23 protein-coding genes and 2 pseudogenes are annotated in these 24,448 nt (G+C 69.8%); 17 read left to right on the forward strand and 8 right to left on the reverse strand.

Annotation, left to right across the window (positions count from 1 at the left end; translation table 11 throughout):
* Nucleotides 1-432: 432 nt before the first annotated feature.
* Complete coding sequence (locus A4R44_RS52490; protein WP_095213526.1) at nucleotides 433-690, forward strand: SDR family oxidoreductase; 258 nt, start codon at nucleotides 433-435, stop codon at nucleotides 688-690.
* Here the strand turns inward: A4R44_RS52490 and A4R44_RS22475 are convergent.
* Nucleotides 687-1,283 carry a TetR/AcrR family transcriptional regulator gene (locus A4R44_RS22475; protein WP_095213519.1) on the reverse strand — a complete coding sequence of 199 codons (597 nt, stop codon included), beginning with the start codon at nucleotides 1,281-1,283 and terminating at the stop codon, nucleotides 687-689. The two genes, A4R44_RS52490 and A4R44_RS22475, sit on opposite strands and share 4 nt — an antisense overlap.
* A 79-nt stretch (nucleotides 1,284-1,362) precedes the next feature.
* On the opposite strand from A4R44_RS22475, the gene A4R44_RS22480 reads away from it, so the two are divergent.
* Entirely contained in the window at nucleotides 1,363-2,109 is a 747-nt protein-coding gene (locus A4R44_RS22480; protein WP_067583984.1) for an alpha/beta fold hydrolase, read from the forward strand.
* A 6-nt stretch (nucleotides 2,110-2,115) separates the two neighbouring features.
* Here the strand turns inward: A4R44_RS22480 and A4R44_RS22485 are convergent, their stop codons facing one another.
* Complete coding sequence (locus A4R44_RS22485) at nucleotides 2,116-2,883, reverse strand: methyltransferase (protein WP_067584098.1); 768 nt, start codon at nucleotides 2,881-2,883, stop codon at nucleotides 2,116-2,118.
* A 117-nt stretch (nucleotides 2,884-3,000) separates the two neighbouring features.
* On the opposite strand from A4R44_RS22485, the gene A4R44_RS22490 reads away from it, so the two are divergent.
* Together A4R44_RS22490 and A4R44_RS22495 are read left to right on the forward strand one after the other, a co-directional pair.
* Nucleotides 3,001-3,372, forward strand: coding sequence for a YciI family protein (locus tag A4R44_RS22490; RefSeq protein WP_067583987.1), 372 nt, complete (start codon nucleotides 3,001-3,003; stop codon nucleotides 3,370-3,372).
* Complete coding sequence (locus A4R44_RS22495; protein ID WP_067583989.1) at nucleotides 3,369-4,574, forward strand: RNA polymerase sigma factor; 1,206 nt, start codon at nucleotides 3,369-3,371, stop codon at nucleotides 4,572-4,574. The genes A4R44_RS22490 and A4R44_RS22495 overlap by 4 nt, the downstream gene beginning before the upstream one ends.
* A gap of 43 nt (nucleotides 4,575-4,617) precedes the next feature.
* Here the strand turns inward: A4R44_RS22495 and A4R44_RS50590 are convergent, their stop codons facing one another.
* Nucleotides 4,618-4,794: a hypothetical protein gene (locus tag A4R44_RS50590; RefSeq protein WP_232791722.1), complete on the reverse strand. Its 177-nt coding sequence runs from the start codon at nucleotides 4,792-4,794 to the stop codon at nucleotides 4,618-4,620.
* Between the two features lie 40 nt (nucleotides 4,795-4,834).
* Nucleotides 4,835-4,888: pseudogene (locus A4R44_RS52495) on the reverse strand (hypothetical protein); the annotation flags it as partial.
* 19 nt (nucleotides 4,889-4,907) lie between these two features.
* Between A4R44_RS52495 and A4R44_RS22505 the strand changes: the two are divergent.
* The 8 genes from A4R44_RS22505 to A4R44_RS22535 all read left to right on the forward strand — a co-directional run bounded on the left by A4R44_RS22505 (nucleotide 4,908) and on the right by A4R44_RS22535 (nucleotide 12,151).
* Nucleotides 4,908-5,330: an SgcJ/EcaC family oxidoreductase gene (locus tag A4R44_RS22505; protein ID WP_107648872.1), complete on the forward strand. Its 423-nt coding sequence runs from the start codon at nucleotides 4,908-4,910 to the stop codon at nucleotides 5,328-5,330.
* Nucleotides 5,331-5,357: 27 nt separating this feature from the next.
* A complete protein-coding gene (locus tag A4R44_RS22510; protein WP_095213520.1) occupies nucleotides 5,358-5,861 on the forward strand; it encodes an NAD(P)-dependent oxidoreductase in 504 nt (167 codons plus the stop codon).
* A gap of 119 nt (nucleotides 5,862-5,980) precedes the next feature.
* Nucleotides 5,981-7,615 carry a fatty acyl-AMP ligase gene (locus tag A4R44_RS22515; protein WP_067583995.1) on the forward strand — a complete coding sequence of 545 codons (1,635 nt, stop codon included), beginning with the start codon at nucleotides 5,981-5,983 and terminating at the stop codon, nucleotides 7,613-7,615.
* A complete protein-coding gene (locus tag A4R44_RS22520) occupies nucleotides 7,608-7,865 on the forward strand; it encodes an acyl carrier protein (protein WP_067584101.1) in 258 nt (85 codons plus the stop codon). The genes A4R44_RS22515 and A4R44_RS22520 overlap by 8 nt, the downstream gene beginning before the upstream one ends.
* A gap of 1 nt (nucleotide 7,866) precedes the next feature.
* Nucleotides 7,867-8,199, forward strand: a complete 333-nt coding sequence (locus A4R44_RS22525) for a hypothetical protein (protein ID WP_067583998.1) — start codon at nucleotides 7,867-7,869, stop codon at nucleotides 8,197-8,199.
* Entirely contained in the window at nucleotides 8,199-10,643 is a 2,445-nt protein-coding gene (locus A4R44_RS52500) for a hypothetical protein (RefSeq protein ID WP_255366170.1), read from the forward strand. Before A4R44_RS22525 ends, A4R44_RS52500 begins: the two co-directional genes overlap by 1 nt.
* A 29-nt stretch (nucleotides 10,644-10,672) precedes the next feature.
* A complete protein-coding gene (locus A4R44_RS50600; protein ID WP_095213521.1) occupies nucleotides 10,673-11,737 on the forward strand; it encodes a hypothetical protein in 1,065 nt (354 codons plus the stop codon).
* A 9-nt stretch (nucleotides 11,738-11,746) separates the two neighbouring features.
* Entirely contained in the window at nucleotides 11,747-12,151 is a 405-nt protein-coding gene (locus A4R44_RS22535) for a hypothetical protein (protein WP_067584002.1), read from the forward strand.
* Nucleotides 12,152-12,193: 42 nt separating this feature from the next.
* On the opposite strand, the gene A4R44_RS22540 is transcribed toward A4R44_RS22535, so the two are convergent.
* Nucleotides 12,194-13,198 (reverse strand): NADP-dependent oxidoreductase, encoded by a 1,005-nt coding sequence (locus A4R44_RS22540; protein ID WP_338080427.1) that lies wholly within the window; start codon nucleotides 13,196-13,198, stop codon nucleotides 12,194-12,196.
* 109 nt (nucleotides 13,199-13,307) lie between these two features.
* Between A4R44_RS22540 and A4R44_RS22545 the strand changes: the two genes are divergently transcribed.
* The 4 genes from A4R44_RS22545 to A4R44_RS22560 all read left to right on the forward strand — a co-directional run bounded on the left by A4R44_RS22545 (nucleotide 13,308) and on the right by A4R44_RS22560 (nucleotide 17,207).
* Entirely contained in the window at nucleotides 13,308-14,201 is an 894-nt protein-coding gene (locus A4R44_RS22545) for a LysR family transcriptional regulator (protein WP_067584008.1), read from the forward strand.
* Nucleotides 14,202-15,119: 918 nt separating this feature from the next.
* On the forward strand, nucleotides 15,120-15,368 hold the full coding sequence (locus A4R44_RS51785) for a diguanylate cyclase domain-containing protein (protein ID WP_067584011.1): 249 nt from the start codon (nucleotides 15,120-15,122) through the stop codon (nucleotides 15,366-15,368).
* A 70-nt stretch (nucleotides 15,369-15,438) separates the two neighbouring features.
* On the forward strand, nucleotides 15,439-16,371 hold the full coding sequence (locus tag A4R44_RS22555) for a patatin-like phospholipase family protein (protein ID WP_067584014.1): 933 nt from the start codon (nucleotides 15,439-15,441) through the stop codon (nucleotides 16,369-16,371).
* Complete coding sequence (locus tag A4R44_RS22560) at nucleotides 16,368-17,207, forward strand: SDR family NAD(P)-dependent oxidoreductase (protein ID WP_067584017.1); 840 nt, start codon at nucleotides 16,368-16,370, stop codon at nucleotides 17,205-17,207. Before A4R44_RS22555 ends, A4R44_RS22560 begins: the two co-directional genes overlap by 4 nt.
* 569 nt (nucleotides 17,208-17,776) lie before the next feature.
* On the opposite strand, the pseudogene A4R44_RS50615 reads toward A4R44_RS22560, so the two are convergent.
* Nucleotides 17,777-18,805: pseudogene (locus tag A4R44_RS50615) on the reverse strand (FAD-dependent monooxygenase); the annotation flags it as partial.
* Between the two features lie 111 nt (nucleotides 18,806-18,916).
* On the opposite strand from A4R44_RS50615, the gene A4R44_RS22570 reads away from it, so the two are divergent.
* Entirely contained in the window at nucleotides 18,917-22,009 is a 3,093-nt protein-coding gene (locus tag A4R44_RS22570) for a BTAD domain-containing putative transcriptional regulator (protein WP_067584023.1), read from the forward strand.
* 62 nt (nucleotides 22,010-22,071) lie between these two features.
* On the opposite strand, the gene A4R44_RS22575 is transcribed toward A4R44_RS22570, so the two are convergent.
* Both A4R44_RS22575 and A4R44_RS22580 read right to left on the reverse strand, forming a co-directional pair.
* Nucleotides 22,072-22,605: a DUF4232 domain-containing protein gene (locus A4R44_RS22575; RefSeq protein WP_067584026.1), complete on the reverse strand. Its 534-nt coding sequence runs from the start codon at nucleotides 22,603-22,605 to the stop codon at nucleotides 22,072-22,074.
* A gap of 243 nt (nucleotides 22,606-22,848) precedes the next feature.
* Nucleotides 22,849-24,291 carry a hypothetical protein gene (locus A4R44_RS22580; RefSeq protein ID WP_067584029.1) on the reverse strand — a complete coding sequence of 481 codons (1,443 nt, stop codon included), beginning with the start codon at nucleotides 24,289-24,291 and terminating at the stop codon, nucleotides 22,849-22,851.
* Between the last annotated feature and the right edge of the window lie 157 nt (nucleotides 24,292-24,448).

Genomic DNA, 24,448 nt, shown 5'->3' on the forward strand with positions numbered 1-24,448 from the left:
GCGGCCGAATGAGGCGGGCTCGTTGAGGAACGATGCCGGAGGGGCGACGTTCGAGGGGGCGAGCCGTCGGGGGCAGCGCTTCAGCGGAAGCGCTGCTGGGAGGGGAGTGCCGTGCGAGGGGGAGTTCCGCCTCGTCGCTTGACAGCGGCGGGGCGGGACTGGGCCGCGGGACGGTGTTTGTTGACGGCCGCAGGGCGGGATTGGGTCGCGGGACGGTGTTTGTTGGCGCGGCGGGGCGGGATTGGGTCGCGAGGACGGTGTTTGCTATCGCTCTCCGGTGACTGCCGCCAGTTGATCTGGCCGATTGACGGGTCGCGGTGGCAGCGGTCCTTGCGCCCCGAGCGTCGGCGGGGTCGGACGCATGCCGGTTTCAGGGTCGACGGCGGTGCCGTCGTCGGCGAAGAGGTCTACGTCAAGAACGTACTTGCGTTCATGCTCGTCTTCTTCTTTCTTGCCGCGTTGGGCCCCGGGTGCCGCTGCGCCGGACAGGTTTTTCCGCCGCTTCCGCCGCTTCCGCCGCTTCCGCCGGAGCTCGCGGAGCCGGCGAAAGCCCAGATGGCCGCGGAAAATCCGATGTCCCGTTTCGGCGCACCGGAGGAGGTCGCGACGGCGATGCTGTTCCTCGCCTTCGACGCCACCTACACCACGGGTGCGGAATTGGCGGTCGACGGCGGCGCGACGCAGCTCTAGGACAGCGCCCGTTTCCACACTTCGGTGGCGCAGCGGCATAGCTCGGCCGGCTCCACCGCGGCCGGGTCGAGCAGGCACTGCAGCGCGATGCCGCGGAGCTGCCCGACGATGGCGACGGCGATCTGCTCGGGGTCGACGTCGGAGCGGATGGTGCCCTCAGCGATGCCCGCGGAGATCTCTTGCCGCAGGTCGTGGCGGAAGGCGGTGTCGCGTTCGCGGAAGATCGGGGCGAGTTCCGGCGCGGTCATCGATTCCGCCCACAGCACCAGGAAAGCCCGGCTCAGCACGTCGGGCTCGCTGAGCCGGGCGAGGTAGCCCTCGATCAGCCGCAACAGCCGGTCCAGGCCGGGTGCCACGGTGTCGAGACCGGGGACGAAACCGGTCTGCGTGGTGCGGGCGAGTTGTTCCAGCAACGCTTGTTTCCCGCCGAAGTGGTGGGTGACCAGGCCGCGGCTGTACCCGGCGCGCTCGCCGACGCGGGCCAAGGTCACGGCGCGTACGCCTTCCTCGACGACCAGCTCGGCGGCGGCTTCCAGCAAAGCGGCCGACGCCTGGTCCCGGCGTTCCTGTTGAGTGCGGCGCGGCGCGGTCACGGGAAGAAACTCTACAACATACTTGCCAGTCGACAAGCAAGTATGCATAGAGTGGGAGCGACGAGAGGGAGGAAGTCCGATGACCGCAGTTTTCGTCCACGGCAATCCGGAAACCGCCGCGGTGTGGGAGCGCCTGCTCGCCGAGCTGGGCGATCGCTCGACCGTATGCCTGTCCCCGCCCGGGTTCGGCGCGCCGTGGCCGGAGGGGTTCGGCGCGACGGCGGTCGAGTACCGCGACTGGCTGATCGCCGAGCTGGAGAAGTTCCCCGAACCGGTCGACCTGGTCGGCCACGACTGGGGCGGCGCACACGTGCTCAACGCAGTCATGGCGCGTCCGGAATTGGTGCGCACCTGGGCCAGTGACACGGCCGGCGCGTTCGACCCGGATTACGTCTGGCATGACCTCGCGCAGGGGTGGCAGAAACCGGGCGTCGGCGAGGAAGCCGTCGCGGCGATGTTCGGCGCGACGGCGGAAGCCCGGGCCGAGCGCCTGGTCCGCAGTGGAATGCACGAAGCGGTGGCCGCCAAGGTCGCCGAGGGAATGAACGACGACATGGCCCGCGCGGTGCTCCCGCTCTACCGGTCCGCGGCGCAGCCCGCGCTCGCGGAGTCCGGCCGGAACCTCGAACGCGCGGCGGAGCGTCCGGGACTCGTCGTGCTGGCGACCGAGGACCACTTCGTCGGGACGGCCGAGCAACGCCGCCGCTCGGCCGCACGAGCCGGGGCGAAGGTCGCGGTGCTGGAGGGGCTCGGGCACTGGTGGATGACGCAGGACCCGGCCCAGGGCGCGCGTGTCCTCACCGAGTTCTGGAACTCGTCCAAATAGGACAGTTCAGGCGCGCGCGACGAGATGGAACACCCGGCTGAGCCGCCGGTAGGGGTCTCGTCGCGCGGCCTCCAGCTCGACCTCCGCGATCTCGCCGATCCGGCTCTCGTCGACATCCAGGTCCATCCAGTCGGCGAACAGCCAAACCCCGTACCAGGCAAGCGGTTCGGCTCCCTGTCCGACGAGCAGCTGCGACAGCCCTGCGACGGTGTCGGCGCGCGTGTCCACGCCGAGGACGCCGCGCTCGCCCTGCCCGTCGAACGCCGTCAGCGCGTCGCTCCACCGTCCTTCCAGGGCCGGGAGGACGGCCAGCGTCTCGGCGTTGAGCGCCATCACCGAGACGACCCCGCCCGGTGCCGCGCAGGCGCACAGCGCGTCGATCATCGGTACCGGATCGTCCACATACATCAGCACGCCGTGGCACAACACCGCGTCGAACTTCTGGCCCGCGACCGCCGCGACGGCGTCCTCGCCGCGGCTGCGCACCAGCTGGACGCGCTCGCGTACCTCGGCTGATTCTGCGGCGAGACGCTGCTCCGCTTTTGACAGCATCGCGTCGGACGAATCCAGCAGAACGACGTCGTAACCCAGGCGTGCCAAGGGGAAGGACTGATGTCCGCCCCCGCCGCCGACGTCGAGCACTGTCGCTGGTGGCGGAGGCAGATGCGCCAGGAGCTGCTGATGCAAGACGTACGTGCGCACTCGGCCTTTGACGGTCGCGTACGCGCCTTCCACGAACGGACTCGCCAGTGCGGCCCAGGCGTCGGTCTCCATGCCGTTCATAATGCGCCCGAACTTACAGTGACGCGCATCACATAAAGTCCAGGTCCAGAACCCGCTCGCGTCTCCGACCACTCCGCGAAAGACCCCGAAACCACGAGGAGCAAGACGATGAAGTTCCTGATCAGCCTGCACATCAACCAGTCCGTCCTCGACGCGCTGACCGACGAGGAGAAAGAGGCGCTCGGCAACGGCGTCACCGCGTTCATGGAGTCGACGAAGAAGTCCGGCGAGCTGATCGCCGCCCAGGCGCTCGCCGACCCGTCGCAGGCCGCGGTGGTGTCGGTCCGGGACGGGCAGCCGGTGGTGACCGACGGGCCGTTTCTCGAGTCCAAGGAGTTCCTCGGCGGGTACTACATGATCGACGTCGAGAGCAAGGAGCGGGCGATCGAGCTGGCCGCGCAGGTCCCGGACGCCGCGATCGAGGGGCTCGGCGTCGAGGTGCGCCAGGTGATGTTCTCGGAGGGACAATTGGACGCGTGACCGCTCCCTCCGTCGAGGACCTGCTGCGCGAACTCGTGCCGCAGGTTCTTGGCGTGCTGGTGCGCCGGTACGGCCAGTTCGAGGGCTGCGAGGACGCCGTGCAAGAGGCGGTCCTCGCGGCTTCTCGGCAATGGCCGGTCGACGGCGTGCCGAACAATCCGCGCGGCTGGCTGTCGACGGTCGCGTCCCGGCGCTATGTCGACCAGTTGCGCAGCGACCAGGCGCGCCGCGAGCGGGAGCTGGCGAACGCCGCCGAGGCCGCGCCCGAGGTGCCGGACACCGACGACACGCTGCTCTTGCTGTTTCTGTGCTGCCATCCGGCGCTGACCCCGGCGTCGCAGACCGCGTTGACCCTGCGCGCGGTCGGCGGTCTGACGACGGCGGAGATCGCCCGCGCGTTTCTCGTGCCGGAGGGCACGATGGCTGCCCGGATCAGCCGTGCCAAACAGCGGATCAGGGCGGCGGGCAGTTCGTTCCCGGGTTCGGCGGAGCCGGAGCGGCTGAATGTCGTGCTGCAGGTGCTTTACCTGATTTTCAACGAGGGTTACACCGCGTCGTCGGGCAGCGATCTGCACCGCGCCGACCTGGCGTACGAGGCGATTCGGCTGGCCAGAATGGTGCACGCGCGGCTGCCGGACGACAGCGAGGTGACCGGTCTGCTCGCGTTGATGCTGCTGACTCACGCTCGTCGGACGGCCCGCACGACGCCGTCGGGCGATCTGGTGCCGCTGGCCGATCAGGACCGCACGACGTGGGACCGTGCGATGCTCGACGAGGGCACCGAGCTGGCGAAAGCGTCGCTGGCGGGTTCGGCGCTCGGCCCGTATCAGCTGCAGGCGGCCATTGCCGCGACACACGCCGACGCGGCGACCGCGGACGAGACCAACTGGCGGCAGGTGCACGCGCTGTACCTGATCCTGGAACGGATCGCGCCCAATCCGGTGGTGACGTTGAACCGGGCGATCGCGCTCGCCGAAACCGAGGGGCCGCTGGCCGGGCTCGCTCTGTTGTCCACATTAGACAGTGAGGAGCGGATCGCCCGGCATCACCGGTTGCTGTCGGTGCGAGCGCATTTGCTGGAGAAAGCCGGGGATCTGCCTGGCGCGTACGAGAACTACCGGCTGGCCGCGAAGGCGACGGCGAGTGTCGCGGAGCAGCGTTTCTTGACAGCTCGGGCCAGCCGGGTGAAGCCGCGCTCGTAATGGCGGCCTCCCTGGTCCGCGCCGCCGGGCGTCGCGCGGAGACTCAGGACTCGGCGAGCTGGTCAGTCGCGTGCTGGCAGGCACCGGCGGCCCGGGCGAAATAGCCGAACACCACCGCCGCCTCTTCCGGCCGGTAGCCGCGCAGGATCTCGCCGACGCTGGCGCGAGCCGGGGGCGAGTGCCTTGTCCAAGGCCTCGGGCTGGTGGAGCGGCTGGACAACGACCTTACGCCGGTCGTCGGGGTCGGGTGCGCGGCGGACGTAGCCGCCCTCCTCAAGGCGATCGACCAGGCGGCCCAGTCCGCTGGCGGTCATCGCGCCGCGCAGCTCCAGGATGTTCAGCGCGTACAGGTCGGTCGCTCCCAGTCCGACCGCTCGCGCGCTCGCCTGCGAGTGCAGGACACCGACCTCGCCGCTATCACCGCCGTGCTGGATCGCCTATGTCGGCACCCTCTACCAGGGCGCGGACGAGACCGGCCGGGCGCATCAAGCGCTCTTCGACAGCTTCGTCAAGGGCACGCGGCTGGCTCACGAGGTGTTGAGCGTGCGCCGGGTCGGTCCCGCTTCGGCCCACGTCGTCACCCGCGGTGCGACCGCCAAGGGCTCGAAGCCCGCTGAGCTGAACAAGGTCCGGACCTACAGCCTGGTCCGCACCGGGAGCGGCTGGAAGGTCGCTGCGTTCCAGAACACGAAGCACCGGCCGTTGCTGGAGGCGGCCCGCTTCAAGTTCCAGCCGGCGAGCAAACCGGCCGCCTGATCCGGACCGGACTCCTCAAGAAACGCCCTGCCTTCGCTCGCTGTCGTCGCCACGACCGGACGCACCGGCCAGCTGGTCGTCGAACGCGGTTTGGCCGCCGGATACGACGTGACCGCCATCGCCCGCCTGCCAGGGAACCTCGCCCTCGATCATCCCCGGCGCACCGCCGACGCGCTGAACCCGGAGTCGCTGCGCGGTGCGCTCGCCAGACCCGAGGCGGTGGTTTCCGCGCTCGGCTCGACCGGCCTCGGCCCCACCACCGTCTGCTCCGCCGGGACCGCCGCCATCGTTTCGGCTTTGCCGTCCGGTGCGCGGCTGATGGTGCTCTCCTCCGCCGCTCTCGCGACGCCGCCGGACGCCGGGCCGGGCGCGCGGTTGCTCGGCGGGATTCTGCGCTGGGTGCTGCGGCATCCGTACGCCGACATGGCGCGGATGGAGAAGCTGCTGGCTTCCAGCGGGCTCGCGTGGACAGCGGTGCCGCCGAGCGGGTTGACCGACCAGCCGGCCCCGCGTTTCCCTCGACTCCGCTGAAGGTCTCGGCCAGCGCACGTCTCGGGCTGATCTGGCGGCCTGCGTGGTGGATCACCTTGGCGACCCGCGGACTTTCGGCCGGGTGGTCGCGGTCTCGTCGTAGCGGGTAGCTTCGCTGGGTGTCCCGCACGGTGCCTGCCGAGGTTCTGCACGTCTCGATCGTGGATCGGCTGTTCGCCCGTGCCGACGACGAACGGCCGTTGTTCACCCACCAAGACCACAGTCGCGGCGTCGAGCACACCTGGGCGTGGGCGGAATTCGCCGCCAAAGTCCGGATCGTGGCCGGGGAACTGCGCCGGGTCGCGGAACCGGGGGAGCGTGTCGCGATCCTCGCCGGACAGGAACTCGCTTATCCGCTGGCGTTCTTCGGCGCGCTCGCCGCCGGGATGGTCGCCGTTCCGCTGATGCTGCCCGGCAATCGCGCGCAGGCCGACCGGCTTTCCGGGGTCCTCGCCGATTCCGGCGCGCGAGTGTGGGCGACGTCGTCGGCTGTCGCGGCGAAGGTGCGCGAGTTCAGCGATCCCGGCGACCTCGTGGTGGTGGACGAGCTGTCCGGACCGGGCCTCGACCCGGTCCGCGTCGATCCGGAAAGCCCCGCCTACCTGCAGTACACGTCGGGGTCGACGCGCGAACCGGCGGGCGCGGTGATCCCGCACCGGGCGATCGTCGCGGCTTGCTGGCAGGCCAGCCAGGCCTACGCCTCGGACGAGGAGACGACCTGCGCCGGCTGGATCCCGTTCTTCCACGACATGGGCCTGATCCAGCTGCTGTGCCTGCCCGTTTACGTCGGCGGCCGGTCGGTGTTCATGTCGCCCGCGGAGTTCGTGCACCGGCCGCAGCGGTGGCTGCGCCAGCTCTCGGACTATCCGGCCGTCTTCACCGCGGCCCCGAATTTCGCCTACGACCTGGCCGCCGACGTCGGCGGCCAGGACGACCTGGACCTCTCGGACGTCCGGGTCGCGCTCAACGGCGCCGAGCCGGTTCGACCGCGCACAGTCGAGCGGTTTCACGAGGTGTTCGGTCCGCGCGGGTTCCGCGCCGAGGCGCATCGGCCGTCGTACGGGCTGGCCGAGGCCACGGTGTACGTCGCGAGCGCGGGCGAGGAAGGGCCGCGCGGCGCGGTGCTCGACCGGGAAGCCCTGGCCCAGGGCCGCGCCGTCGAAACGCCGGACGGCCAGCCGGTCATGTCGGTGGGCCAGCCAGTCGGGCAGCTCGTCCGGATCGTCCACGACGGACACGAACAGCCCGAGGGCGAGGTCGGCGAGATCTGGGTGCACGGCCCGAACGTCGCGTCCGGCTACTGGGGCCGCGGCGACGCGGAAGCGTTCGGCGGCGTCCTCGACGGGCTCCAGGGCTGGCTGCGCACCGGCGATCTGGGCGTGGTCCACCGCGGCGACCTCTACGTCACCGGCAGGCTCAAGGACCTGATCGTCGTCGACGGCCGCAACTTCCATCCGCAGGACCTGGAGGCGGCGGCGGGCGAGGCGCATCCGGCGATCCGGCGCGACCGGGTCGCCGCGTTCGGCGTCGCCGACGACCAGGGCGAGGGCGCGATGGTGGTCGCGGAATGGGCCCGCGGAGCGGAAGCCGAGGTCAAGGACGTGACCCGGGCGGTGCTGCGAGCGGTTTCGAGGGAGCACGATCTCACGCTCCGTGCGGTACACCTGGTCCCTTCTGGCGGACTTCCGCGCACTTCCAGCGGAAAGGTCGCCCGGTCCGCCGCCAAGGCGCGTTACGGTGGCGTGCGTGGGTGATCACTGCGCCGAGGTCACGAAGGTCGTCAGCGACACCTTCCGGCTCGACCCGGCCCTCGTCGTGCCCGACGCTCCGCTGGAGGAGCTCGGCATCGACTCGAAGGGCCGGATCCGGCTTCTCGCGGCGCTGGAGATCTACTACGACGTGTCGATCGATCTGGACGAGCTCGATCGGTTCACCGACGTGGAATCCGTGGCGGAAGTGCTCGCGGAGGCCCTGACAGCTTGCCGAGCCGAGGAGAAGCACTGAAATGAGCGGTGGGGGCGGGTACACCGCGACAACCGAAGCGTTGTCGACGGCGTCGAAGAAGATCGGCGACCTGGCGGAAAAGCTGCTGGACGACAATCCGGACCTGGAGAACTCCGAGCTGACCAAGGAGAAGTTCGGCCGGGCGCACCAGGCGCACTCCGACAAGTACCTTGAGGGAACCAAGCAGCTGTGGGGCGCGCTCTCCGGCTACAGCAAGGCTCTCGAATCGTTCGGCACGAACATCAGCACCGCCGGGTCTGCCTACGGCACGAACGAGGACAACCAGTCCGGCGCCATTAACAAGACCGGCAACGGCGTCGACGGGATCCTCTGATGGCGGACGAAAACAAGCCCAAGACGTGGCCGGATGTCAAGAAGCTGCTCGACAACTCGGCGGTGCCGCCGGAGCTGAAGGACGGCCTGCTCCGGGCGTGGGTCAACGAGCACCCGAATCCGGGCGGCGACGAGGGCCAGGACGTCGCGAAGTACATCAAGTCCTACGGGCGGACGTTCATCGCCATCCCGAAGAACCCGTTCGAGATGCCCGGCGGCGCTCCGAAGCTCGACGAGATCTACGAAGAGGCCCGGCAGAAGGGCCAGCAGAACAGCTACAACCAGGACGAGAAGAAGAAGGAAGTCGACAAGGGCAAGGGCGAGCTCGACAAGAAGCAGCCGCCCGCCCCCGGCGAGGGCAAGGACGCCGAGGCGACCGGCACGAAGACCTCCGACGAGCTCTTCGACCCCGCGGCGGCCGCGCTCCGGGTGTTCGAGACCTTCGGCGGGCTGCTTGAGAAGCTCCCCGACGACTGCAAGGGGAACACCCGCAAGCTCGACCTCGACAAGGACATCCGCGGTCCGTTCGACGAGCAGCGCGGGATCAGCTTCGAGGGTTTCATCAACGACGCCACGCACTTCAAGACCGGCTCGGAAACCGTGAAGTCGACGCTGACCGAGACCGGAACCGAACTGGGCACCCTGTTCGGGACCTGGACCGGGGCGGGAGCCGACGCGGCGTCGGACCGGTACAACGAGAGCATCCAGAAGAAGGCCGCGAAGCTGGGGGAGGACCTCAGCCACGCCAGCGAAGCGACGCTGCACACCACGAAGACGCTGTTCGACCTGTGCAAGGGAAAGGCCGACCAGGTCATCGCGCTGTACCGCGACCAGGTCGGCAAGGCCGACTACACGATGGCGCAGAAGGTCATCGCGGTCGCCAACGGCGAGCACGGCAGCGTCGACGACCTGGCCCAGATCGCCGGCTGGATGGACTACAACTTCGGCACCAACCTGGTCGACACCCTCAACGACCAGGGCTGCTGCAACGACGACGAGATCCAGAGCCACGGCAAGGACCTCGCCAAGCAGTGGATCATGAACCAGTTCAACCCCGACATGTGGGACACCATCTACAAGGGGTTCGAGAAGGCCTGCAAGGACGCCAAGGACCTCGTCGACAAGGCCTACGACACCCTTGACAAAGAGATGGGCAAGGTCAAGAACAAGTTCGAGGGCGCCAAGGACGGCGGGGCAGGCGGGACTGGCGGCTCGGGCGGTCCCGGTGGTCCCGGCGGCGGGGGACAGGGGCCCGGCGGCGGCCCCGGCGGTGGCGGTCAGGGTTCTGGTGGCTACGGCGGTGGCCAGGGCGGTTCTGGCGACGGTCAGGGCGGCGGCTACGGCGGCGGTTCCGGTGGCGGTCCCGGTGGCGGGTCCGGCTCGGACACGCCGCAGGGCGACCACTCCGGCAGCGGCTCGGGCGGCGGCATCGGCGGGATCGGCGGCGGTACTGGCGGCGGTACTGGCTCGGGCGGCGGTTCCGGCAGCGGCTCGGGCGGGGGCGGCGGCAAGGTGCCTGACCTCGACGTTCCGTCCGATTCACCGGGCGGCGGCCCCCTCGGCGGCGGCTCGGGTGACGGTTCCGGCGGCGGTTCCGGCGGCGGCGGTCCGGTGGACGGTCCGCCGATCAAGACCGATCCCGGCGGTTCCGGTTCCGGCGGCTCTGGTTCCGGTTCGGGCGGTTCGTCCGGCTCGGGCGGTTCGGGTTCCGGCGGCGGACAGGACCAGCAGCAGTCCGAGGAAGCGGCCAAGCAGCAGGCCGAGCAAGAGGCCAAGCAGAAGGCGCAGGCCGAGGCCAAGCAGAAGGCGCAGGCCGAGGCCAAGCAAAAGGCCGAGGCCGCGATGGAGTCGCTGAAGAAGGACGCGCAGGGCAGCCACGGCGGCAGCCCCCTCGGCGGGCCCGGCGGCGGCGAACCCGGTTCGACCGGCGGCGACGGCAAGGGCCCCGACGGAAAGGGTCCGGACGGCAAGGGCCCCGACGACAAGGTTCCCGGCGACGACAAGAGCCCCGGCGACAAGGGCGGCGGCGGTTCCAGCGGCGGCGGTCCGGTCGACGGCCCGCCGATCAAGACCGACCCCGCGGACGGCGGTCCCGGCGGCGAAGACGGCAAGCCGGGTGAAGACAAGGACCACGACGGCAAGCCCGACGACGACGGCAAGGGTCATGACGGCAAGCCGGGCGAGGACAAGGACCACGACGGCAAGCCCGACGACGACGGCAAGGGTCACGACGGCAAGCCGGGCGAGGACAAGGACCACGACGGCAAGCCCGACGACGACGGCAAGGGCCACGACGGCAAGCCGGGCGAGGACAAGGACCACGACGGCAAGCCCGACGACGACGGCAAGGGTCATGACGNGACGGCAAGCCGGGCGAGGACAAGGACCACGACGGCAAGCCCGACGACGACGGCAAGCCCGACGACGACGGTCGCGATGTCCTGAAGGTCAAGCAGGGCGACAAGACCTTCGAAATGTCCGAGCCGGACCACGACGGCAAGATGGACATCAAGATCGGCGAGGGTTCCGGGAACGCCAAGGACTTCAAACTCGACTGGTCCGACGACAAGTCCGCGCACGACGGCGGCGACGGCCAGCAGCACGACGCCCAGGTCCACCACCCCGGCCCGGACGGAAAGATCCACCTCCGCGACGGCGACACGAAGATCACCGCGGAGCGTCCGGACGGGCCCAACGGGCCGACCGTCGTCACGGTCGACGACGGCAAGGGCAACCCGACGACCTACACGCTCGGCGAGGAAGACAAGAAGCAGGGCGTCCACGAGATCGACCACGGTCCGGAGATGCCCGGCGACAGCACCGGCAGGCATCACGCGGGCGACGGTCCTGGCCAGCACGGCGACGACGGTCCCGGCAAGCACGCCGGCGACCACAAGGGACCCGACGGCAACGGGCACGGCGGCGCCTCGCCCAGCAGCAGCCACCCCGGGCATCCGATCGCGGGCGGGCCGGGTCCGGAGATGTCGCACAGCGGCGACCCGTTCGGCGGGCATCCGGCAGGCGATCCGGCGCATCCGGCCGGAGGCGGCCCCGGTCCGGGAGGCTCGGATTCGGACGCCCCGGGACATCCTGCGGGCGGTCCGGCCCAGCCGTTGCAGCACGGCGTCCCGAGCGGGGCTCCTGGCCATCCGATCGAGGGCGGCCCCGGTCCGGAGATGTCGCACAGCGGCGGTCCGGGCGTGCCCGCCGGCGCTCCGAGCGCTCCGCTGCACGGCGCGCCCATGGCCGGGGTCGACAGCACGCCGATGGCCGGCACCCAAACCGGCGGCGGGTTCTCGCAACCGGCGGGCGACCACGCAGGCGGTTCCGGCCAGCCGGGTCAGTCCGGTGGCTCCGGGATGCCCGGCATGGGCTCGATGGGCGGCGGGCACGGCGGCGGTGGCGGCGGCGGCGAAACCGAGCGGCGCGCGGCGTACCGCGTGGAGGGCGCGGTCTTCGACAATCTCGGCGAGCCCGCCAGCCGGATCACTGGTTCACTCGACGATGACGACGACGCGCCGATCATCCGGACCAGGTAGGAGGCACGCATGAGCGAAACCGCCGCGATGAAGGCAGAACTGGACGCGCTGGTCCGGGAGCAGGCCGACCGCAGGGCACTGCGCGAGCAGAAGGCCGAGGAGGTCAAGGCACAGTCCCAGGAGTACATGACCAAGCAGGTGCAGGCGGCCGAACGGTACGTCCAGCACCGGCGGGAGATGGGGAAGCGCAAGACCAAGTCCGGGTGGAGCACGGACCGGCCGAGCACCGAACCGCCCTCGGCGTTCGATTCCGACGAGTTCGGCAACGAGCCCGGCTCGGCGTCCCCGTTCGCGGTGACTCCGAATCAGCCCGCGCTGCGAACCGAGGCTCCGCGCCGTCCGGCGCGTCGCCCGCGTCCGGTTGAGGACGACGAGGACGACGACGCCTTCCTCAACAACCGTTGGCGCGACTGAGGATCTGAGCGGGGTGGGGGCTTTCCGGCCCCCTCCCCGCGGTCAGACCCGGACCAGCATTTTCCCGACGTTCGCTCCGCGCAGCATGCCGATGAACGCGTCCACGATGCTGGAAAACCCTTCGGTCACAGTCTCGTTCACGAGCACTCGCCCGCTGCGGACGTGCGGGATCAGGAATTCCTCGAACTCTTCGCGTGCGTCGAGGTGATTGCGCACCAGAAACCCTTCGATCCGAAGGCTTTTCCCGACCACCTCGAACAGGTTGTGCGGCGCGCTCGGCGGCGTGCGCAGGCTGTTGTACTGCGCGACTGAACCGCACCAGGCGACGCGACCGCGCTCGCGAAGGGCGTCGATGGCGGCGGCCAGGTGATCGCCGCCGACGTTGTCGAAGTACACGTCGATTCCGTCCGGAGCCGCTTTCGCGAGCAGATCGGTGACGGGACCGTCGTGGTAGTCGAAGGCGGCGTCGAAGCCGAGGTCGCGAGTCAGGTGCTCGACCTTCGCCGCTGACCCGGCGCTGCCCACGATCCGTCCCGCGCCGAGCAGCCGGGCGATCTGCCCGGCCGCACTGCCCACCGCACCGGCCGCCGCGGAGATGAACACGTCGTCACCGGGACGGACCTGCGCGATCCGAGTGAGACCGGCGTACGCGGTGAGCCCGGTCCCGCCGAGAATGCCGAGGTAGGCGCTCAGCGGAACGCCGTCCGCGGGTGTGATCGCCCGGACGTCGGCGGCGGTGAGGACGGCGTGGGTAGCCCAGCCGTGCCGGTGGAACACCGTCGTGCCGACCGGCAGCGTCGGCTCCTTCGACTCGACCACCTCGCCGATCGTGCGGCCTTCCAGGCCCGCGCCCAGTTCCCAGCCGCCCCACTCCATGAACTCGCGCATGTACGGATCGACGGACAGGTAGCGGTTTTCGACCAGCGCCTGTCCGTCGGCGAGCTCCGGCAGCGGCTGGGTGACGAACTCGAAATCGGCGGCGCTCGGCGCGCCCTCGGGGCGGCGGACCTGGCGGACGGCGGTCAGGGACACGTGATCTCCTTCAATTGGCTCTGACCAGTAACTTAAGCGCGCCGAAGCCGCCCGGGCAGACCTCCGGATCGATGGACCGGGCTAATCCATGAATCTCGCTCATGGTTGCGGCTAGGCTGGCCGCATGGATGCTGTCGACCTCACGCCGGGCGAGCTGCGCCTGCTGCTCGCGGTGGAGCGCACCGGCAGCTTCACCGCCGCTGCCGCCGAGCTGAGCCTGACTCAGTCCGCGGTCTCGCACGCAGTCCGGACCTGCGAACGCAAGGTCGGCGCCATCCTCTTCGACCGCGGCCGAACCGGCGCTCGCCCGACCGCCGCCGGTGCCCGCGCACTCGTGCACGCCCGGCTGATTCTGCGCCAGCTCGACGTTCTCCGCGCTGAAGCCCGGGGCGCGGCGGCCGGAACCCTCACCGGCCCGCTGCGGATCGCCGCTTTCCGCAGCGCCGCCGCGCATCTCCTGCCCGCCGCGCTGGAACGCTTGACCGCCAAGCATTCCGGCCTGCACCCGCAGGTGCTGGTCGTCCCCGAACTGGGCCGCGGCACCGCGGGCGAGGTCGCCGACGGGCGCGCGGATGTCGCCATCGCGACGCTCGGCGAGGACGAAACCCCGCCCGCCGGATTGGTCGCCGGAGAACTGTTCCGGGAACCGTACTTCCTGGTGAACCCGGACGGTCAGGCCGATCCGCGCGGTCTCCCGCTGCTCGACTGGCCGGAAAACTGCTCCTCCTACACCCGGTCCTGGTGGGCCCGGCAGGACTGGTTGCCGCCGGCGAAGATGGAGGTCGCCGACGACGGAGTGGTCCTTTCCATGGTGGCGCAAGGGATCGGCATGGCGATCCTGCCGAAGCTGACCCTCGCGGCCGTCCCGCCGGGAGCCGCGGTCACGCCGATCGCCGACCCGCCCACCCGGCGAATCGGGTACGTCGCCACCTACGCCGGCGCGCAATCCCTTGCGGTGCGCGAATTAGTACGGGAATTGAGGGCGGTGGCCGAGGCGGAATTCCTCGGCGCGGCTTGATCTCTGACAAAGACCGTCGTTCCCGGGAATGTGACATCTTCCGCGCGCGCGGACGGAGGTTGTGCCTCCCCGTGCAGCGGCAAGACTGGAGACAAGCGTTCCGCGGCGATGACCCGCAGTTTGTCATCGGTCGAGCCTGCCCGGCCAGGCGGGAGCGAAGGAGGACGGATGAGATTCGACGAAAAGGCACCCGCTGCCCGCGCAGGCTGTGCTCAACCAGGCCGACCACGGGAGAAATCCGGACAACGGCACGGTCGCGCCGATCGTCGACGGGTCAATGCTGCCGATGTCACCCGCCGAAGCTTTCGCCACCGGGCGCGTCAATCACGTAACCTTGATGCACGGCGTCGATCGCGACGAAACTCAGCTGCCGTTCGCTGAAGCCGCGACACATCGGTTTCGCGCGCACCGGAAACTCCACTGTGGACGGTGCGCCGCAGCATGATCCGTACACAAAGGACAGTCCAGCGGTCATGGCGCTCAACGCTGCTGGAGACGGCCAGCTCCCGACGGAGATCCCGCGTCAGCACCACTGCGCGGAACTCCGGGAACCGTTGACTCTCTTCGCCGGCCACCGGTAGGGCTTGCCCGCGGGTGCGCCGATTCGTTCGGTGCGCCCGGGTTCGGCAAATCAGCTGACCGCGCAGTCGCGACATCGTTTTCCCGCAACGGTTTCCGAACTCTGCTGAGAAGACGGGATCTTCAACGCCACCGGCCGGCACGCCCGCGCGCTCGACCGGGCGCAGCGAACCGTCGACTCCAGTTTCGGCGTGCTGATGGTGGATCTCGACCGCTTCAAGCGGATCAACGACCAGCACGGGCATCTCAGCGGCGATGCCGTCTCGCGCACCGCGCCGTCGCCACCGCAGTGTGCGGCTACGACTCGGTCGGCCGGTTCGGCGGCGAGGAGTTCGTGGTTTGCTGCCCGACATCCACGAATCCGCCACCCGCGTTGTCGCCGAACGCGTTCGCGAAGCCATCGCCCGGCTCGTCGTGGAAGTGCCTGCGACGAAGACCATCGACGGGCTCTCCGGCTCGATCGGCCTCGCGACCTGTCCCGAGGCCGGATCCGCCATCGATCGCCTGGTCCACGCGACCGACCAGGTGCTCTGCAACGCGAAGAACACCGGCAGCGACAAGGTCGTCAGCAGCGCCGATCGCGCCTGACCGGTATTGCCCCGGGCGTGTAAATGACATACGGTTCCGACACTGACACGTGATTCCGCAGAGGTGGTCGATGACCAAACGCGCACTGGTGCTCGGTTGTGGCGGCACGCTCGGCTTCGCCTGGACCGCCGCTGCCCTCGCCGCGGTCGAGGACCAGCTGGGCTGGGACGCGCGCGAAGCTGACGTACTGGTCGGCACCTCGGCGGGTGCGGAGATGGCGGCGTTCCTCGGTTCCGGCATCGGGGTCGGCGAGATCATGGCCGGGTTGCGAGGGGAACCCGCCGACGACCGCGTCGTGCGCCATCTCGCTCAGCATCCGGGCAAGCTGCCGCCGTTGCCGACACCGGTTTGGCCTGGTCTCGGCCTCACCGCCGGGGCAGTGCGCGGCCGGGTGGACCTGCTGGCCGGGCTGGCCGGAACGTTGCCGAGGGGACGTGGCGACGCTGGATGGCTGCGCGGTCTCGGCACCGCGCTGGCCACTGCCGAAGGCTGGGTCGACCACCCGCGGACCTGGCTCGTCGGAGCCGATCTCCGCACCGGGGAGCGGGTCGCGTTCGGGAATTCGCAGCGTACCCAGCTCGGTACCGCGATTGCCGCGTCCTGGGCCATTCCGGGATGGTTCCCGCCGGTCGGCGTCAACGGCCGCGAGTACGTCGACGGCGGCACCGTCTCGCCGACGTCCGCCGATCTCGTCATCCCGGCCGGGGTCGAGGAGGCCGTGCTCATTCCGCCGATGTCCACCTCCGGCGGCGCGCCCGGCCGCGGCTTCGCCCGCGTCGAACGACTCGCCCGGCGCGCGATGACCCGGCGCGTCGACGCGGAGGTCAAGCAACTCCGCGCTGCTGGAATCCGCGTGCTTCGGATCGAACCCGGCCAGGCCGAACTGGACGTCATGGGCCCGAATTTCATGGATCTGCGCCGCCGCTCCGACGTGCTCCGCGCCTGCCGCACCCTGACCCCGCCGCGCGTGCGCGCCGCCATCGAACAAGGAGCGACCCGATGACCTACCCCAGAATCGACCTCGACGGCGCGTCCGTCGCGATCACCGGCGGAGGCGCCGGGATCGGCCGCGCGGTCGCCAAGCTGTTCGCGAGCAAGGGCGCGCACGTCGCGATCGGCGACCTCAACCAGGCGGCCGCCGAGGAAGCCGCCGAGCTGGTCGGCGGCACCGCCCACCACCTCGATGTCGCCGACCGCGACTCGTTCGCGTCCTTCGTGGCCGCGACCGAGAAGGCCCACGGACCGTTGCACGTGCTGGTGAACAACGCGGGCCTCATGCCGAACGGCGGATTTCTCGAACTCGCCGACGCCACCGACCGGCTGCAGATCGACGTCAACCTCGGCGGTGTCCTCAGCGGAATGAAACTGGTGCTGCCCGGCATGGTCGAACGCGGTTTCGGCCACGTCGTCAACGTCGCCTCGCTGGCAGGCAAGTTCCCGGTCAAGGGACTGGCCGTCTACAACGCGACCAAATTCGCGGTGGTGGGGCTGACGGCCGCGACCCGCTTGGAGTTCGCGGACGCGGGCGTCAGCCTCACCGCTGTGCTGCCCTCGGCGGTCGACACCGCCCTCGCCTCCGGCCTTGACCTGCGGCCGATTCCTAAGGTGCAGCCGGAAGACGTCGCAAGGGCGGTCGTCGATTCGGTGCACAACCGCCGCGCCGAAATCGCCGTGCCCGGCTACGTCGGCCTGCTCGCCACGGCAGCGAGGGTCACCCCGGAACCGGTTCTCAACCGCATCCGGCGGCTGGTCCGAGACGACCGCGCGCTGCACTCAGACCGCCCGGAACGCTCTGAATACCGCGCGAATCTAGAGGCGCAGCAAGGAGCTCGGCGGTAGTCAGGCGACCGGGCGGAGCCAAGCCTCGGCGAACAAGCCGTCCGCGGCGAGCAAATGCGCGCCGTATTTGCGGGCAAGTTCGCGCACCACTTGGATTTTCGGGTCCAGATCGACGCGCCACTTCTGTCGGCGGGAATGACGTAACCGTCCGGGTCATAGGAATGCCAGCCGACGTCGTTGATGCCGACGAGGATCGGCACCACGTCCGGGCGCGCATCCAGAACATCGTTCTGCCAACGGGATTCGAGGTCCATCACCTTGTTGTCCGCGATCGCGGAATTCAGCCAGGTCACCGGCCGTTCCGGATAACGGAGTCCCCATTCGCCGGGATCCGCAGCGGGTAACCGAATCCGAGACCGTCCTCGCTCTCGTTCCGCTGTGCGTCGGTGATCGAATCGCCGGTGAACAGCACAAGTGCTGCCCGGGCGGAGAGTGATAGTCATGTCTGCTCCTAGTTTTCGCCGAACCACTGAGTTTTGGCTTGAGTGAAAGAGTCCTGGAAAAAAGTCGCGGTCGCCCGCCCAGGCGACGATGCCGTCCGGCCGGACAAGCACGGCACCCAATCCGAGGTCTTCTTTCGCCGTACCCGGCCGCGTAACGCAACTGGCCCGTTGCCTCGCGCAGCCACTAGCGCTGAAGTCGAGGACGACGCCATGACCGTCCTGCATCAGATCGCCGCGATTTCCGTTTGCCAGCTGGAAATCCGGGGCGTAACGGCCGATCAGCGGATGCTCGCCGCCGAGGTCATAGCGGAGCGACGCGCCGGACATCTTCCCGTACACATAGGTCGTTCCGTCTCGGGTGCTGAGCAGATCGCGAAGGACGCCCTGCACCGGCTGGCCGTGCGCGTCCGGCCGCACCGCCGCGAGCTTCCACCCGAGGTTCAAGGCGTCGCTGATGCCGGTATTGAGTCCCTGGCCGCCCAGCGGGGAGTGGATGTGCGCGGCGTCGTCGGCGAGCAGCACGTGACCGCGCCGATACGTCGTGGTCTGCATCGCGCGATCGGTGAACGTCGAGACGAGCCGGACGCCGGTCAGCGTGACGTCGGTGCCGGACACCCGGCGCAGCACGGTCTGAAGGTGCTCGATGCTTGGCTGCTGCGTGCGGTCGAACGCGCCGTGGTCGATGGTGTAGCCGGTGAACTGCGGTTCGGTGCCGGCGAACTCGAAACCCGCCAGCTCGCGCACAACACTGCGCCCGCTGTCTTCGTGCTGCTCAAGATCGGTAACCTCGACCCCGCGCCGGATTTCGACCCCGAGCCTGGCAGCCTGCTCGGATAGCACCGCCTCGATCGCGTCGAGGTTAGTCATCATGCCGCCGGGCAGTGAACTGGGCGGCCGGTACGGCAGCGCGTCGACGTCGACCTTGGCCGGGTCGAGGATGTCCGGCGCCCCCATCAGCGGAGGCAGCATCCTGCGGCGGTGGAACGCCTCGATCGACGTGGCCGACAGACCGCGCATCCCGAGCGGTGCCGTCCGCCACTGGGAACCGGGCTCAGGCTCCCGTTCGAGCACCAGGACCGAACTGCCCGCGAGACCAAGCTCGCAGGCCAGGAACAGACCGACCGGTCCGGCTCCCGCTATTACTGCGTCATGCATGGCAAGCCCCCGGTGTTCTCGTTCGCTGTGACCACCTTGGCGACGGCCCGCACACGGCGCTCATGCGGGGGCGCATGGCGCTGACACCGGTGTTCGCGCGAAGATCGTCGAATGGACGGGAGCGCGCGGCTTCGAGTCACGCTGCTCGGGGCCTTCCAAGTGACGCGGGGTGCTGAGGCTCTCCCGGTGCCCGGTGCCCGGTTGCGGGGACTGGTCGCGCGGCTGGCGCTGGCCGGCGGACGGCCGGTCGAGCAGAGCGTCTTGGTCGACGCGATCTGGGGCCCGGACCTGCCCGCTGACCCAGCGCACGCCCTGCAAGCCCTGGTCTCCCGGCTGCGCCGAGCGCTTGGTTCGCCCAGCGACGTCACGCAGGTCGCAGGCGGTTACCGGCTGACCGTCGACGCTGCCGACGTGGACGCGCTGCGGTTCGAACAACTCGCCACGGCGGCTTCGCTGGACGACGCCGTGACGCTGTGGGGCGACCGTCCCGGCGTCGAACCCCCAGTCGTCGCCGCGGTCGATCCTGCCGCCGCGACCCGGTTGGCCCGCCTGTCGATCGAAGCCGTCATCGACCTCGCCAAAGCCGAGCTTTCCCAGGGCCGTCCCGACTCGGCAACTGCCCGCCTGACCGCCCTGCTCGCCGAGCACCCCGTCCACGAACGCGCCGCCGCAGTGCTTATGGACGCCCTCGCCACGCAGGGTCGTCAGGCGGAAGCTTTGGCCCAGTACGAACAAATCCGCGCAGCGCTCGCGGACGACCTCGGCGCCGACCCGGGCACCGCGCTGCGCGAACGCCACCTGAACCTGCTGCGCGCCGAACCGGCCAAGGAGACCGAACCGGCCACCTTGCCCGCGTCGCTGACCAGTTTCGTCGGCCGCACCGACGACCTGGCCCGGATCGACACCCTGCTCGGCGCCGGCCGGATGGTCACCGTGCTCGGCCCCGGCGGTGCCGGCAAGACGCGGATCGCCCTGGAGGCGGCCCGCCGACGGGAATACCGCGACGGCCGCTGGCTGGTCGACCTCTCGTCGGTCACCGAACCGGCCAAGGTCGCCGCCGCGGCGCTGGCCGCGAGCGGACTGCGCGGCACCGCACTGTTCGAGGCTTCGGCCAAACCCGTCGACGACCTGGACGTGCTGGCAGATCAGCTGAGCGGCAAGGAAACCCTGCTGGTGGTGGACAACTGCGAGCACCTGATCGACGCTGTGGCCCACCTCCTTTCCGCATTGCTGCCTCGCTGCGCCGGGCTGCGGGTCCTGGCCACCAGCCGCGAACCGCTGGCGATCGACGGCGAGGCGCTGGTCCCGCTCGGCCCGCTTCCGCTGCCCGAACCGGACGCGGACGTCGAGCAGGCCCGTGACACCGCGTCCGTGCGGTTGTTCACCGAGCGCGCGGCCGCGGTGCGCCCCGGCTTCACGGTCGACGAGCGCAATCTCGACGACGTGCTGCGAATCGTCCGCGGCCTGGACGGCATGCCATTAGCGCTGGAACTGGCCGCGGCCCGCCTGCGGACGCTTTCCTTGGCAGACCTGGCTTCCGGCCTGTCTGACCGCTTCCGGCTCCTCGCCACCGGCAGCCGCACGGCTTTCCCCAGGCACCGCACGCTGCGCGCGGTGATCGCCTGGAGCTGGGACCTGCTCAGCGAGGACGCGCGGACGGTCGCGGAACGGATCTCGGTCCTGCCCGGCGGCGTCACCCCCGCCTCGGCCGCCGCGGTCTGCGCCCTCCCGGTCGAACAAGCCCGGGAACTGCTCGCCGACCTCGTCGACCGTTCGCTGCTCCAACTCGTCCCCGGCCGGTACCGGATGTTGGAGACCATCCGCGAGTACGGGCTCGAATGCCTTGCCGAACAAGGCATTCTGCCCACCGTGCGCAACCTGAGCGCCGAGTACTTCGCCGAACTGGCCGCGGTCAACGACCCGCTTCTGCGCGGCCCCGGGCAACTCGACGCGCTTCAGTCGCTGACCGCCGAGTACGACAACGTGCTGGCCGCCCTGCGCCACCTCTGCGATACCTCGGACGCCGGGCTCGCTCTCGCGCTCGATCTGACCTGGTATTGGCACATGCTGGGCCGACACGCCGACGCGTCATACTGGCTCGGCCAAGTGACTGCCCAGCCTGGCATGCACCACGACGTCGCCGCCGGAGCGCTGCTGCTGGACGCTGACGGCCCGGCCGACGAGGTGGTCACCCGCCTGCTGAACTACCCGGAGTTGCCGCCCTTCGGCGTACTGACCGCCGCCGGGCTGGCCGCCCGCGCCGGAATCGACGCGTCGCCGCTCATCCAGCGGCTAGCCGACGGCCCGGACCGATGGCTGGCCGGATTGGCCCGGATCACCCGTGCCGAACTAGCCGAGAACGACGGCCATTTAGCTGAGGTCGGCGAAGACGTCGCCGTCGCACTGGACTGCTTCACCGAGGCGGGAGACAGCTGGGGCCTCGCGATGGCCCTGCCGATGCGTGCCCTGCTGCGGCAATACGACGGCGACCTGGCCGGTGCGCTGGCCGACCTGACCGAGGCCAAACGGCTGGCCCAGGAGTTCGGATCGCTCAATCACAGCGATGAGACGTTCATCGACCTGCGCCTGATCGACCTGCACGTCCGGCTGGGCGAAACCGACCAGGCCGCGGCGATGATCGCGGTAACCCGGGACCGCACGTTGCGCTCGACCATGCCCGAGACCGTGGTGCTGCTCTACGCGCGAGAGGCCAGCTTCCGCCTGCGAACCGGTGACCTGACCAGGGCCGGCGAGCTGATCGAGGCGGCCGAGGCCGGGTTGTCGGCCGAACTCCCGTTCGGCGACGACCACGGACAGGCGCTGGTGAGCGCGGTACGAGCCGAACTCTGCCTGGAACTCGGCGACGGCCCCGGTGCCGAGGCAGCGCTGGATCGGGCGTACCCGGCCGCGGTCGACAGCAAGGACCTGCCGATCGTGGCCACCGTCGCGGTGACGGTCGCCGGCCTGGCCGAGCTGTACAGCCGATACCTGGACGGAGCGGAAATCCTCGGCGCGGCGGCCCGGCTGCGCGGTGCCCACGACCGGACGGACCTACAGGTCCGCACGCTGAGCAGCCGTGGCCGGCTGGCCCTCGGCGAGGAACGCTTCGCCGCGGCGTACGAGATCGGCTGGCAGCTGCCCGCGCCGGCCGCAGTGGCCCGTACCGATCCGGCTCGGCTGCGCCGGAGGTCGCCTGGAACCTGACGGCGTGCTCAGCCGACAGCGGCGGGACCGAGTAATTCGGTCCCGCCGCCGCAGTGTGCCGGTCAGATGGTGGGCGCGGTGCCAGCCGTCATGGTGCCGGTGTGGACGGTGTGGCTGCCGGAGGTGGCGTCGACTCCGCCGAGGTTCCAGGACAGGTCGATCTTCGGGTCGCTGGTGTCGCCGCGCGGGCTGGTCTCCTGAGGCGCGGTGACGGTGAGCGCCAGCGGGGTTTCCTGCTCCCCGGGCGCGCCGATCGCGGTCCAGTGCAGCGGCAGGTAGGCCGAGGAGCCGTTGCTGACCTCCACCGCGGGCGCGTCCGGCGCGGCATCGGAGGACACCAGCACGTCGTGCGCCCCGGTCAGGTCGACCGGCAGCGACCCGGGCAGGGTGCAGGTTTCGCCTGGCTTCGCGGTGAACTGGACGGCTCCGTCACGGCCGCCTGCCCCCGCGCCGCCGTAGACGAGTTTGGTGGTGACCTGGCCGGACGTGCAGTTGAAGTCCGTCGGCATGGCGCTGGCAGTGCCGGTGGTCAGCGCGACGGTTCCGGCAGCGGCTCCGGCGACGAACAGAGCGGCGGCAGTTGTGCGGACAGTCATCGGTCTCCCCTTCTACCGGTTCCGGAGCGGGCGATCCGCCCCGGTCGAGATCGGTGGCTCAAAACGCCGACCTCGGTTGCGCTCACTGGATAGAGTGCCCACTTGATCGACTGGCCAAGCGCTTCCGTGAAATGGGCCTCTCGAACGCAACCTCGACGATTGCCGGACGTCTATGCCACTGGCGGCGGAAATGCGAAGGGCCCCGCCGTGCGACGGAGCCCTTCGCGTTCCAGAACTTCCGGTTCAGCCCAGGTGCGGGGTGATGCCGGCCCCGTCGACGGAAACACCGCCGCCGACCGGCTTCTGGCCGAGCAGCCCGATCCGCAGATCGTTGTCGTGCCGCACCGAAGCCGCTCGCGACACCTCGGGCGCGCCCGGCTTTCCGTCCTTTGTGGACTGCAAAACACCGGTGGCGGCGGTCGCGGTGGTCTTCGAGCTGCCCGAGACGGTCAGCATCTTGCCGATGCCGAGCGTGCCGGCGGTCGTATCGGAGAATTTGCCCGTGGTAAGCGATTTCGCGGCCGAATCGACCTTGCCCGCCGGGCTGAGGGTCGTCTCGCTGGCGCTGGCCGAGCCGGTCGAGCCTTTCTGCTCGGAAGCGACCGCGGCCGAGATCGCGCCGAGGTGCCCGCCCACCGCGTGCACCTGGCTCACGTCGCGGGAAGCCTCGCTGCCGCTGATGACTGTGGCCGAGCCATCCGGACGCCGCTCGGTGTCGAGGATGCCGCTGAAGGAACCGGAAGAGCCTTGGCCGGAAGCGACCGTGCCGCCCGCGGTCTTCCCGAATGTCACGCCCTGCGCGGAACCGCGGGAGACTTCCGTGCTCTGGCCGCCGCCGATGGTGCTGTGCGCGTGGCCGTCCTTGGAACCGGAGAACGCAGCGGAGCGCTCGGTGGTGGAATCGACCAATTCCTTGCTGTCGCTGAAGACCGCGTTGTCGTCCGCGGTTACCGCGTGGGATGCCGAGTCGCCCGCGACCACGTGATTCTTTTCGTGCGCGAGACCCTCCGCCGTGCCCGCAACGGGATCAGCGGAGAATGCGGTGCCCCGGCTGTTTTCCACGCCGAGGGCCTGCTTCGCGCTGCTGATCGCCGCGCCGTCGCCGTAGCGCACGGCCTCGGCGTTGCCGAATGAACGGGTGAAGCCAGTAGTCGCGGTCTCGAACCCGGACACCGCGCCCTGCGGGGAAACGTGCAGTCCCCGCGCGAGATCGGAGCTGGAGCTGCCAGCCTGCTGCGACGCGTGCGCGATTCCGTACGGCCCATAGGCGAGTGTGTAACTCTGCGTCTGGGCGTCGGCGAGCAAGCCCTTCGCGGCGTCGACCGAACTGACCCCGCTCCGGCCCGCCGTGGTGGTCTGGGCAGTTTCCAGCGCGCCCGCGACCGCCTGGGTTTGCCCGGCCGCGAATGTGGCCCCGCCCAGATCGCCGGTATAGGTGTCCTTGTTCATCGCGTCGACGAAGGCTCTGACAAACGCGGTGTAGCCCGCTGAGTCCGGGGTCGAAATCGGCGTGACGCCCTTCTCGAGCCCGCGGTGGAACGAGTGTTCATTGTGGTGCTGAACCGGCAGCTCCGGCCCGGTGGCCGCCAATGCGGTCGCAGGCCCGGCCAGCAAGAGCGCGAACGGTGCCGCCCCCGCGGCCACCTTCGGCAGGTAGCCGGAGTTTCGCTTGGTGTGCTTTCCCATCGGCAAGGTCCTCACAGTCAGGAATTCCGGACAGCAGAAATTCGCATAGGGCGAATATCCATTCGGGCAGAACACTCGTCGGGTGAGTGCTGTACGTCCAAACGGCGGATAGATCGTTACTGCTCGTCCAGATACCCCTCGTGGGTGGGGTTAAACA

This window comes from Amycolatopsis sp. M39 (assembly GCF_001651785.1).
Taxonomy (GTDB): domain Bacteria; phylum Actinomycetota; class Actinomycetes; order Mycobacteriales; family Pseudonocardiaceae; genus Amycolatopsis; species Amycolatopsis rubida.

Bases quoted from the DNA above. Each gene is read 5' to 3' on its own strand.
- A4R44_RS52490 (WP_095213526.1), top strand. From the start codon at position 433: ATGCTCGTCTTCTTCTTTCTTGCCGCGTTGGGCCCCGGGTGCCGCTGC.
- A4R44_RS22480 (WP_067583984.1), top strand. From the start codon at position 1,363: ATGACCGCAGTTTTCGTCCACGGCAATCCGGAAACCGCCGCGGTGTGG.
- A4R44_RS22485 (WP_067584098.1), bottom strand. From the start codon at position 2,883: ATGGAGACCGACGCCTGGGCCGCACTGGCGAGTCCGTTCGTGGAAGGC.
- A4R44_RS22490 (WP_067583987.1), top strand. From the start codon at position 3,001: ATGAAGTTCCTGATCAGCCTGCACATCAACCAGTCCGTCCTCGACGCG.
- A4R44_RS22505 (WP_107648872.1), top strand. From the start codon at position 4,908: ATGTTCAGCGCGTACAGGTCGGTCGCTCCCAGTCCGACCGCTCGCGCG.
- A4R44_RS22525 (WP_067583998.1), top strand. From the start codon at position 7,867: ATGAGCGGTGGGGGCGGGTACACCGCGACAACCGAAGCGTTGTCGACG.
- A4R44_RS50600 (WP_095213521.1), top strand. From the start codon at position 10,673: ATGTCCGAGCCGGACCACGACGGCAAGATGGACATCAAGATCGGCGAG.
- A4R44_RS22535 (WP_067584002.1), top strand. From the start codon at position 11,747: ATGAGCGAAACCGCCGCGATGAAGGCAGAACTGGACGCGCTGGTCCGG.
- A4R44_RS22545 (WP_067584008.1), top strand. From the start codon at position 13,308: ATGGATGCTGTCGACCTCACGCCGGGCGAGCTGCGCCTGCTGCTCGCG.
- A4R44_RS22555 (WP_067584014.1), top strand. From the start codon at position 15,439: ATGACCAAACGCGCACTGGTGCTCGGTTGTGGCGGCACGCTCGGCTTC.
- A4R44_RS22560 (WP_067584017.1), top strand. From the start codon at position 16,368: ATGACCTACCCCAGAATCGACCTCGACGGCGCGTCCGTCGCGATCACC.
- A4R44_RS22570 (WP_067584023.1), top strand. From the start codon at position 18,917: ATGGACGGGAGCGCGCGGCTTCGAGTCACGCTGCTCGGGGCCTTCCAA.
- A4R44_RS22575 (WP_067584026.1), bottom strand. From the start codon at position 22,605: ATGACTGTCCGCACAACTGCCGCCGCTCTGTTCGTCGCCGGAGCCGCT.
- A4R44_RS22580 (WP_067584029.1), bottom strand. From the start codon at position 24,291: ATGGGAAAGCACACCAAGCGAAACTCCGGCTACCTGCCGAAGGTGGCC.